Source organism: Pseudomonas sp. PS02303 (genome assembly GCF_029959925.1).
Classification (GTDB): Bacteria; Pseudomonadota; Gammaproteobacteria; order Pseudomonadales; family Pseudomonadaceae; genus Aquipseudomonas; species Aquipseudomonas mandelii.
On the sequence record NZ_JASCOM010000189.1, the window covers coordinates 1 to 11,657 of the forward strand.

At 61.7% G+C, this 11,657-nt stretch carries 4 protein-coding genes; 3 read left to right on the forward strand and 1 reads right to left on the reverse strand.

Going from position 1 to position 11,657, the window contains the following annotated elements; all coding sequences use genetic code 11:
- Positions 1 to 6,310, reverse strand: a 6,310-nt coding sequence (locus QMX98_RS26510; RefSeq protein WP_282411607.1) for a retention module-containing protein, incomplete at its 3' end; no start/stop codon positions are given.
- A 357-nt stretch (positions 6,311 to 6,667) separates the two neighbouring features.
- Between QMX98_RS26510 and QMX98_RS26515 the strand changes: the two genes are divergently transcribed.
- The 3 genes from QMX98_RS26515 to QMX98_RS26525 are packed head-to-tail and all read left to right on the forward strand — an operon-like array spanning position 6,668 to position 11,570.
- Positions 6,668 to 8,020: a TolC family outer membrane protein gene (locus tag QMX98_RS26515; RefSeq protein WP_010464927.1), complete on the forward strand. Its 1,353-nt coding sequence runs from the start codon at positions 6,668 to 6,670 to the stop codon at positions 8,018 to 8,020.
- A 36-nt stretch (positions 8,021 to 8,056) separates the two neighbouring features.
- Complete coding sequence (locus QMX98_RS26520) at positions 8,057 to 10,213, forward strand: type I secretion system permease/ATPase (protein ID WP_010464926.1); 2,157 nt, start codon at positions 8,057 to 8,059, stop codon at positions 10,211 to 10,213.
- On the forward strand, positions 10,203 to 11,570 hold the full coding sequence (locus QMX98_RS26525; RefSeq protein WP_010464925.1) for an HlyD family type I secretion periplasmic adaptor subunit: 1,368 nt from the start codon (positions 10,203 to 10,205) through the stop codon (positions 11,568 to 11,570). The genes QMX98_RS26520 and QMX98_RS26525 overlap by 11 nt, the downstream gene beginning before the upstream one ends.
- Positions 11,571 to 11,657: the final 87 nt, after the last annotated feature.

Here is an 11,657-nt window from a genome sequence, read left to right on the forward strand (position 1 = left end):
TCACCGGAGCGGTAACGGACGCGGTGTAAACCACGGTCCCGCCTTCCGCCACGCTGCTGTTGGCCGTCAAGCTGACGGTCGAGGTATCGAGGGTGTCGGTAACGTCAGTCACTGCCGGAACAGTGCTGGGCACCAGGTTCTCGAAGTTGCCGCCAGTCGCGTCTTTGATGGTTGCTTCGACTTTTCCGGCGTCTTTGTAGACGTCATCGGCTGGTGCCTTGACGGTCACGGAGCCGACCGTTGCGCCGGCCGCGATGGTGATCACGGCACCGTTGCTCAGGTTTACGGTGACCGGAGTGCCGGCAGCATTGGTCAACGTCGCGGTGTAGACAATCGAACCGCCTTCCGCGACCGAGTCCGAAGCGCTCAGGCTCAGGGTGGTGGTGTCTTTGACGTCGGTCACCGAAGTCACCGCCGGGGTTTGATTCGCCACCAGGTTTTCGTAGTTGCCGCCGGTGGTGCCATCGATTTTCACGCTCAGCGAACCACCGCCCGCCAAGGCGTCGTTCGGTGCAACAAAATTCACGCTACCCGAACTCGCGCCGACCGGAATGGTGATGAACTGGCCGTTGGACAACGCCACTACCACCGGCGAACCGGTCACTGGCGCATTGACCGACGCGGTGTAAACCACGGTGCCGCCTTCGACCGTGCTGGCCGTGGCGGTCAGGGAGACGGTGCTGTTGTTGATGGTGTCGGTTACGTCGGTGACTGCTGGCGTCTTGTCGGCCACCAGGTTTTCGAAGTTGCCACCGGTGGTCTTGGTGATGCTGGCGTCGACTTTGCCAGCGTCTTTGTAGACGTCATCCTTGGGGGCGGCGAAGTTCACCGAACCGCTGGTGGCGCCCTTGGCGATGTTGATGACTGCGCCGTTGCTCAACGTCACGGTCATTGCAGTGCCAGCGGCATTGGTCAGGGTCGCGGTGTAGACGATCGAACCACCCTCGGCGACCGAACCGGTGGCGCTCAGGCTCAGGCCGGTGGTGTCGGTCGAATCGGTGACGGTGGTGACCGCCGGCGAAGAGCTGGTGACGACTTTTTCGAAGTTGCCGCCGTTGTGGCTGGCAATCGTTGCCTGGACTTTTCCGCCGTCGATGTACGGCGTATTGGCCGGTGCAGCGAAGTTCACCGAACCGGTGGTGGCGCCGGCGGCGATGTTGATCACTGCGCCGTTGCTCAACTTCACGGTCATCGCCGTGTCCGTCGGGTTGCTCAGGGTGGCGGTGTAGGTGATCTGGCCACCTTCGCTCACGGTGTGGCTGGCCGACAGGGACAGGGACGTCGTGTCCACCGTGTCTTTGACGGTGGTGCTCACTGACGTCTTGCTGACGTCGAGTTTTTCGAAGTTGCCACCGCTGGCGTCCGTCATCTTGACGGTGAGCTTGCCGGCATCCTTGTAGACGTCGTCGCTCGGCGCCGCGATGGTGACCGAACCGCTGGTCTTGCCGGCTGCGATGGTGATGGTCTCGCCGTTGCTCAGCTTGACGGTCACCGGGGTTTGCGCGGCGTTGGTCAGGGTCGCGGTGTACGTGATGTGCGAACCTTCGAGCACAGACTTGTCAGCGCTGAGGGTCAGTTGTGTGGTGTTAGTGGTGTCGGCGACGTTGGTCACGGCCGGATTCGGGCTGGTGACCAGGTTCTCAAAGTTGCCGCCAGCGGCGTCCTTGATGGTGACTTCGAGTTTGCCAGCGTCTTTGTAGACGTCGTCTTTCGGCGCGTCGACGGTCACGGTGCCAGTGGTTTTACCAGCCGCAATGGTGATCACGGCACCGTTGCTCAGGGTCACGGTGACCGGAGTGCCGGCCGGATTAGTCAGGCTCGCGGTGTAAACGATCGACCCCCCCTCGTTGACGTTGCCGGTGGCAGTCAGCGACAGGGTGGTGGTGTCGACGGTGTCGGTCACGCTGGTGCTGACCGGGGTTTTATCGGCGACCAGGTTTTCGTAGTTGCCGCCACTGACGTTGGTGATCGAATTACTCACCGGCGCGTGGCCGCTCAGCACATCATTCGAGACCACGGCGTTGACGGTGCCGCTGCTGGCGCCGACCGCTATGGTGATGGTCTGACCGTTGGCCAGCGTCACGATCACAGGCGAGCCGGTGACAGGTGCGCCGACCGAGGCGGTGTACACCACGGTGCCGCCTTCAGCCACGGCGCTTGTGGCGGTCAGCGTGACGGTCGACGTGTCGAGGGTGTCGGTGACGCTGGTCACCGCTGCGGCCGGGTCCTTGACCAGGTTTTCGAAGTTGCCGCCGGTGGCGTCCTTGATGGTCGCTTCGACTTTGCCTGCGTCTTTGTAGACGTCATCGGCCGGCGCCTTGACGGTCACGGAGCCGCTGGTGGCGCCGGCTGCAATGGTGATGACGGCGCCGTTGCTCAGGGTGACGGTGACCGGCGTGCCGGCCGCGTTGGTCAGGTTGGCGGTGTAGACGATTGAACCGCCTTCAGCGACCGAGTCGGTTGCTGTCAGGCTAAGCGTGGTGGTGTCGGCCGAGTCGGTGACCGAGGTGTCGGCCGACTTGCCGTCGACGTCCAGCTTCTCGTAGTTACCGCCCTTGGCGTCGTCGATTTTGACGCTCAGCGAGCCGCCGCCGGCGAGGGCATCGTTCGGCGCAACGTAGTTCACGCTGGCGCTGCTCGAACCGACCGGAATGGTGATGGTCTGGCCGTTGGACAAGCTCACGACAACTGGCGAGCCGGTCACTGGCGCGGTGACGGACGCGGTGTACACCACGGTGCCGCCTTCGGCGACGGAAGAAGTCGCAGTGAGGCTGACGGTCGAGGTGTCGACGGTGTCGGTCACATCAGTTACCGCTGCCGCTGGGTCTTTAACCAAGTTCTCAAAGTTGCCGCCAGTGGCATCCTTGATGGTCGCTTCGACTTTACCGGCGTCTTTGTAGACGTCATCGGCTGGCGCCTTGACGGTCACGGAGCCGCTGGTGGCGCCGGCGGCGATGGTGATCACCGCGCCGTTCGAAAGGGTGACGGTGACCGGCGTGCCGGCCGCGTTGGTCAGGTTAGCGGTGTAGACGATCGAACCGCCTTCAGCGACCGAGTCGGTTGCTGTCAGGCTAAGCGTGGTGGTGTCGACCGAGTCGGTGACCGAGGTGTCAGCCGACTTGCCATCGACGTCCAGCTTCTCGTAGTTACCGCCCTTGGCGTCGTCGATCTTGACGCTCAGCGAGCCGCCGCCCGCCAGGGCATCGTTTGGTGCAACAAAATTCACGCTACCCGAACTTGCTCCGACCGGAATGGTGATGGTCTGGCCGTTGGACAAGCTCACGACAACCGGCGAACCGGTCACTGGCGCAGTCACGGACGCGGTGTACACCACGGTGCCGCCTTCGGCCACGGACGAAGTCGCAGTGAGGCTGACGGTCGAGGTATCGACGGTGTCGGTGACGCTGGTCACCGCTGCGGCCGGGTCCTTGACCAGGTTTTCGAAGTTGCCGCCAGTGGCGTCCTTGATGGTCGCTTCGACTTTGCCGGCGTCTTTGTAGACGTCATCGGCCGGTGCCTTGACGGTCACGGAGCCGCTGGTGGCGTTGGCGGCGATGGTGATCACTGCGCCGTTGCTCAATGTCACGGTGACCGGAGTGCCGGCCGCGTTGGTCAGGTTCGCGGTGTAGACGATCGAACCGCCTTCAGCGACCGAATCGGTTGCTGTCAGGCTAAGCGTGGTGGTGTCGGCCGAGTCAGTCACCGAGGTGTCCGCCGACTTGCCATCGACGTCGAGCTTCTCGTAATTGCCGCCCTTGGCATCATCAATCTTGACGCTCAGCGAGCTGCCGCCCGCCAGGGCATCGTTCGGTGCAACAAAATTCACGCTACCCGAACTTGCGCCGACCGGAATGGTGATGGTCTGGCCGTTGGACAAGTTCACGACAACTGGCGAGCCGGTCACTGGCGCAGTCACGGACGCGGTGTACACCACGGTGCCGCCTTCAGGCACAGTGGACGTCGCGGTCAGGCTGACGGTCGAGGTATCGAGGGTATCGGTAATGTCAGTGACTGCCGGAACAGTGCTCGGCACCAGGTTTTCGAAGTTGCCGCCAGTGGCGTCCTTGATGGTCGCTTCGACTTTCCCGGCATCTTTGTAGACGTCATCGGCCGGTGCCTTGACGGTCACGGAGCCGCTGGTGGCGCCGGCTGCAATGGTGATCACGGCGCCGTTGCTCAGTGTGACGGTGACTGGCGTGCCAGCTGCATTGGTCAGGGTCGCGGTGTACAGAATCTGACCACCCTCAGCCACTTCGGTGGACGCCGACAGGCTCAGGCCGGTGTCGTCCTTCGAGTCGGTAATGGCGGTCAGCGCCGGCTCGGTGCTCGGAGTCAGTTGCTCGAAATTGCCGCCGGTGGTCCCGGTGATGGTGGTGCTGACGGTGCTGCCGTTGTTGTAAACGTCATTGTCCGCGGTATCGACGGTCACGCTGCCGGTGGTCTTGCCCGCTTCGATGGTGATGACCGAGCCATTGCTCAAGGTCACGGTCATCGGCGTGCCGGCCGGGTTGGTCAGGGTCGCGGTGTAGGTGATCTGGCCGCCTTCGACCACGGTGCCGGTGGCGGTGAGGCTCAGGCCGGTGTTGTCGACCGAGTCAGTAATGGTGGTGACCGCTGGCGTGGTGCTCGGAGTCAGTTGTTCGAAATTGCCGCCGGTGGTCCCGGTGATGGTGGTGCTGACGGTGCTGCCGTTGTTGTAAACGTCATTGTCCGCGGTATCGACGGTCACGCTGCCGGTGGTCTTGCCCGCTTCGATGGAGATGACCGAGCCATTGCTCAAGGTCACAGTCATCGGCGTGCCGGCCGGGTTGGTCAGGGTTGCGGTGTAAGTGATCTGGCCGCCTTCGACCACGGTGCCGGTGCCGGTGGCGGTGAGGCTCAGGCCGGTGTTGTCGACCGAGTCGGTAACGGTGGTGACCGCAGGTGTAGTACTCGGCACCAGGTTCTCGAAGTTGCCGCCGGTGGCGCCAGTGATGGTGGTGCTGACGGTGCTGCCGTTCTGATAAACGTCATTGGCCGCAGTGTCGACGTTCACGGTGCCGGTGGTTTTGCCGGCTTCGATGGTGATGGTCGAGCCGTTGGACAGGGTGACAGTGACCGGCGTTTGAGCCGGGTTGTTCAGTGTGGCGGTGTAGGTGATCTGGCCGCCTTCGGTGACCGTCGAACCCGCCGTCAGTGTGAGGGTGGTGGTGTCCGGCGAGTCGGTAATGGTGGTCACGGCCGGAGCCGGGTTTGGCACCAGGTTCTCAAAATTGCCGCCGGTGGCGCCGGTAATCGTGGTGGTGACCGTGCTGCCGTTGTTGTAGACGTCGTTGGCTGGAGTCGACACGTCGACGGTGCCAGTGGTTTTACCCGCATCGATGGTGATCGTCGACCCGTTGGACAGGGTGATGGTGACCGGTGTCTGCGCCGGGTTGGTCAATGTCGCGGTGTAAGTGATCTGGCCGCCTTCGGTGACGCTGGCGCCAGCGGTCAAGGTGACCGTTGTGGTGTCGACGGTGTCGGTGACCTGGGTCACGGCCGGTGTCGTCGGCGGGGTGACGGTGATGCCGTTGCCACCCGTGGTGCCGGTGACGGTCACGTTGATCTGGGTCGAGTCGTTATAAACAGTGTCGTTCGGCGCGAGCGGGACGTTGACGGTACCGGTCAACTGGCCGGCCTGAATCACGATCACCGAGCCATTGGACAGGGTGATGGTCAGGTCGGTCAGCGGCGCCTGGGTCAGGGTCGCAGTGTAAACCAGTACGCCACCGGCCTCGGTGATGCTCGGCGTGGCGCTCAGGCTCAAGGTCGATTCGCGCTGTACGTTGGCGCTAGTGTCAGCCGTCTGGCCACCGGTGGTGAGTTGTGCCGCCTGTGCCGCAGTGCTGAGGCCCGCGGTCGGGAAACCAATGGTCGGGTCTACCCGGCCAGCGGTTGCATCCAGCATCACGAAGCTGTGACCGCCACCCGCCGCACCGCCCGTGCCCGCAGCGGTAGGGCCGGCCGCGGTGGCTTCGAGTTCAGTGGTCGGGTCGGCACCGGCAACGATGGCTTGTTGCAGTTCTTCAACCGATGGCGCGGCTTGTGCAGTGGCTTCTGACAGGTCGGTGCTGGAATCCGGGTCGCTGGCGCTCCACTGAGTGTCGCGGCCCAGGTCCAGGGTGCGGCCGTCAGCCAGTTCCAGCGTAACGGCGCCCGCCGCGCCCGTGTCTACCTGATCGCCGACAAACAACCGGTCGCCTTCAACGAGTACTCGGCGAATGCCCTCTGGGGACACCGCGAAAACCTGACCGACAATGCTTTTGACGATGGCCACAACACTGCTCATTGAAGACTCTCCGGGTGTCACGTTCAGTTGACTTCCATGGACCTGATGGCGCTTTCGCCAACTCAGTCTGGACGTACTTTCAAGGTATTCGAGGCACAACTTTGACGCGGTTAACCGTCAACAAATTGGCTATACTTTTTCGCTATAAACTATATGCCAAACTATTGACCTTAGTGCTGTCATCCTAAACACTCGTCCCAGTAATGTCACATTGATATTTAGGTAACTACCCGCCCCGCAGAGTGCGATTCAGTTCCAAATTCAAACTTTCCGACACACGGTCATTCCGATGGTCATCATCCGATGCAGCGGTACGTTCTGCAGTGATTCAAGACAAGTAATTCCGGGAAATCCAACATGCGTTTGCACCTGTTCAAGGCTCTACCCTTCGCTCTAGCCGCCAGTTTTGTTCAGGCGCAGTCACTTCCGGAGGCCATGCAACAGGCATTGGATGTCCATCCGGAAATCCAGGCAGGTGTTAATAGTCGATTGGCCGCGGATTATCAGTTAAAGGCGGCAAAAGGTGGATACCTTCCCCGGGTCGATCTGCTGGGCGGTTATGGTCGCGAAGGCACTGACAGCGTCACCACCCGCGCGGCCGGCAGTGACAATCACTGGGAAACCCTGAACCGCAGCGAGTCAAGTTTGCGTCTGTCGCAAATGGTTTTTGACGGTTTTGCGACGTCCAGTGAAGTGGGGCGTCAACAAGCCACCGTTAATTCCCGTGCTTATTCCTTGTTGGGCACGTCCGAACGTACCGCGCTGACCGTGGCTCAGGTTTATCTGGATGTACTGACCCGCCGCGAGTTCGTGCGCCTGGCCACCGACAACCTGAAGAGCCACGAACGTATTTTTGACCAGATCAAGTTGCGCACCCAGCGCGGCGTCGGCAGCGGTGCCGACCTCGACCAGGCCGAAGCGCGTATGGCCCAGGCTCGCAACAACCTGATCACCGAACAGACCAACCTGGCGGACGCCGAGACCAACTTCCTCAGTGCCGTGGGCCAGATGCCCGATCAGCTGGAGCGGCCTGCCGATTTCCTCGCGCTGTTGCCGGCCAACCTGAATGAAGCCCGGGCGCAGATGCTGGAAAACAGCCCGATCCTGCGTTCGGCCGAGTCCGACATCGCTGCGGCCGAAAAACAGTACGACGCCGCCAAATCGTCCTTCTACCCGCGCTTCGATGCCGAACTGGGTCGCTCCGCCGACAACGATCTCGACGGTCAGAACGGCCACAGCAACGAATGGCAGGCCATGTTGCGCATGCGCTTCAATCTGTATGCCGGCGGCAGCAACAAGGCGGATCTGGAATCCAAGTCCTACCTGTCCAACCAGGCGCTGGATATCCGCAATAACGCCCTGCGCGTATTGAACGAAGAGTTGGGCCTGGCCTGGAACGCGTTGAACAACGCCAACGCCCAGGTGCCGATCGCCCAGCAATATGTCGATCACAGCACCAGCGTGCGCACCGCGTACCAGAAGCAGTTCAGCCTGGGCGAGCGCACCCTGCTCGACCTGCTCGACAGTGAAAACGAACTGTTCACCGCTTCCCGTCGCCTGGCCGAGATCAAGAACATTCAGTTATTTACTCAATACCGAATCAAGGCGACCATGGGCGAGTTGCTCAAGAGCCAGGGAGTGGTCGCACCGTTGGCATCCGTTGTGCAGAACGACGTGAAGCCCAGGGTCCAGCTACCCGGGATGAATTGAGTCTTCCCTTTTTACTGTTAGCCAAGAGTGCCGAGCGTGGAATCAGAAGTCAGTCGAGTTCAACTCATTCATGATCCACGCGCGCTGCACGACGATCCGTTACTGGACGGTCTGCTAGCCCTTTGCACCCTGCATCAGAAACCGGCCAGCGCCGCGATGCTGACCACCGGCCTGCCGTTGCCCAAGCAGCGTCTGAGCGTTGAGTTGTTGCCCCGCGCCGCCGCTCGCGCCGGTCTGCAAGGGCGGGTGCTGGTGCGCAAGCTGGAGCAGATTCCGGCGATTGCGATGCCGGCGCTGCTGCTGCTCAAGGATGGCCGCAGCGCCGTCCTGCTCGGCTGGCACGGTGAAGACCAGGCCCGCCTGCTGATCAGCGAAAGCGATGGCGGTGAAAGCCTCGTCAGCCGCGAACTGCTGGCCGACGACTACATCGGCAAAGTGTTCTTCGCCCAACCCCAGCACAAATTCGACGTCAATCATGGCACGCTGATCCCGCGCGCGCGCTCGTGGTTCCGCGACACCCTCAAGCGTTCGCGCTGGCTGTACGCCGACGCCATCGCCGCCAGTTTCCTGATTAACATCATCGCCATGGCCGCGCCGCTGTTTGTGATGAATGTCTACGACCGCGTGGTACCGAACCAGGCGGAATCGACGCTGTGGGTGCTGGCCATCGGCATCACCGGGGCGTATCTGTTCGACCTGATCCTCAAGAGCCTGCGCAGCCTGTGCCTGGACCTGGCCGGGAAGAAAACCGACCTGATCATTTCGGCGACGTTGTTCGAACGCATTGTCGGCATGGCCATGAAGTACCGCCCGGCCCGGGTCGGCAGCTTCGCGCAGAACATCCATGAGTTTCAGAGCCTGCGCGACTTCCTCGCCTCGCTGACCCTGACCAGCCTCATCGATCTACCGTTTACGCTGCTGATCTTCATGGTCATCGCCATTCTCGGCGGGCACCTGGTGTGGATTCCTGTGCTGGCATTCCCGATTGCCCTGCTGATCGGCTATGCGCTGCAAAAGCCGCTGGTGGCGACCATGGAACGAACCATGGCCTTGGGCGCCGAGCGTCAGTCGAGCCTGATCGAAACCCTCGCCGGCCTCGATGCGGTGAAGGTCAACAACGCCGAAAGCGAACGCCAGTATCAGTGGGAACAGACCATCGGCACGCTCAGCCGCCTCGAACTTCGGGTGAAAATGCTCTCCGGCCTGGCAATGAACATCACCTTGCTGATCCAGCAATTGGCCGGGGTGATCATGATCGTCTTCGGCGTGTACCAGATCATTGCCGGCAATTTGAGCATGGGCGGTCTGATTGCCTGCTACATGCTCAGTGGCCGCGCGCTCAGCCCGCTGGCTTCGTTGTCCGGCCTGCTGACCCGCTACCAGCAAGCGCGGGTGACCATGGTCTCGGTGGACCAGATGATGGAGCTGCCGCAAGAACGCAACTTCGAAGAGCGCCCGCTGAGCCGCAAGGTACTGCAAGGCGCCATCGAATGCCGGCAGATGAACTTCACTTACCCGAATCAACAGAACGCGGCGCTGAAAAACATCAACCTGATCATCAAACCGGGCGAGAAGATCGGCATCATCGGTCGTAGCGGCTCGGGCAAAAGCTCCCTGGCCAAACTGCTGGTGGGGCTCTATCAGCCGGACGACGGCGCGCTGTTGGTGGACGGTGTCGACATTCGTCAGATCGACGTCAGCGAATTGCGCCACAACATCGGCTACGTCGCGCAGGACATCCAGCTGCTGGCCGGCACCCTGCGCGACAACCTGGTCTCGGGCGCGCGCTATGTAGAAGACGAAATGGTCCTGCAAGCCGCCGAGCTGGCCGGCGTGCATGAGTTTGCCCGCCTGCACCCGCAAGGCTATGAGCTGCAAGTCGGCGAACGCGGGCAGAACCTGTCCGGCGGTCAGCGCCAGAACGTGGCCCTGGCCCGTGCGCTGCTGCTCAACCCGCCGATCCTGCTGCTCGACGAACCGACCAGCGCCATGGACAACACTGGCGAAGAACGCCTCAAGCAACGCCTCGCGGCAGTGGTTGAAAACAAGACCGTGGTGCTGGTGACGCACCGGGCATCGCTGTTGTCGCTGGTGGATCGCCTGATCGTCATCGACCGCGGACAAATACTCGCCGATGGCCCGAAAGCCGCCGTGATGGAAGCGTTGAAGAAGGGGCAGATCAGTGTTGCTTAAGTCGGGTTTCAAGGATTCGATCCGCCGTTACTTCAAAGGCTCCGAGTCGCTGCATGGCCAGCCACTTCCCGAGGTCAATAAAGCCCTTATCGAAGACGCCCCGCGTGTGGTGCGGCTGACGATCTGGGCGATCATCGGCTTTTTCATATTCCTGATGCTCTGGGCCAATTACGCGGTGATCGACGAAGTCACCAAGGGCGACGGCAAGGCGATTCCTTCGTCGAAGATCCAGAAAATCCAGAACCTTGAGGGCGGTATCGTCTCCGAGTTGTTCGTCACCGAAGGGCAGATTGTCGATGCCGGCGCGCCGCTGATTCGCCTGGACGACACGCGGTTTGCCTCCAACGTGGGCGAGACCGAAGCCGATCGGCTGTCGATGCTGCTGCGCGTGGAGCGTTTGAGCGCCGAGGTCGATGACCGTCCGCTGAACTTCCCCGCTGATGTGCTCAAGGCTGTTCCCGGTCAGGCCGCCAGCGAAGAGTCGCTGTACATCAGTCGTCGTCAGCAACTGCACGATGAGATCGGTGGTTTGCAGGAGCAGTTGATCCAGCGTCAGCAAGAGCTGCGCGAATTCACCTCCAAGCAGGCGCAATACCGCAATGGATTGTCGTTGCAGCGTCAGGAAATCAACATGTCCGAGCCGCTGGTGGCTCAGGGCGCGGTGTCGCCGGTCGAGGTTTTACGGCTCAAGCGGGCTGAGGTCGAAACCCGTGGGCAACTGGACGCCACAACGCTGGCAATCCCGCGCGCCGAATCGGCAATCAAGGAAGTGCAGCGCAAGATCGACGAGACGCGCGGCAAGTTCCGCAGCGAAGCCCTGACCCAACTCAACGAGGCCCGCACCGACCTGAACAAGGCCCAGGCCACCGGCAAGGCACTGGAAGACCGGGTCAGCCGGACGCTGGTCACTTCGCCGGTGCGCGGCATCGTCAACAAGTTGCTGGTAAACACCATTGGCGGCGTGATCCAGCCGGGCAGCGATCTGGTGGAAATCGTACCGCTGGACGACACCTTGCTGGTGGAAGCGAAGATTCGCCCGCAGGACATTGCGTTCCTGCACCCGGGCCAGGAAGCGACGGTGAAGTTCACGGCGTATGACTACACCATTTACGGTGGGCTGAAGGCCAGGCTTGAGCAGATCGGTGCCGACACCATCACCGATGAAGACAAGAAGACGACGTACTACATCATCAAACTGCGCACGGATCGCAGTCACCTGGGGACGGATGAAAAGCCGTTGCTGATCATCCCGGGGATGGTGGCTTCGGTGGATATCATTACTGGCAAGAAGACAGTTCTCAGCTATTTGCTCAAGCCGATTATCCGGGCCCGCGCCGAAGCGCTGCACGAGCGGTAGTTCTCGGTTGGGGCTGATGGCCTCTTCGCGGGCAAGCCTCGCTCCTACAGGGATTTGTGAACGCGCTATCCCATGTAGGAGCGAGGC

What these genes read in the sequence shown, in the direction of transcription:
- QMX98_RS26515 (WP_010464927.1), top strand. Translation starts at nt 6,668, where the DNA reads ATGCGTTTGCACCTGTTCAAGGCTCTACCCTTCGCTCTAGCCGCCAGT.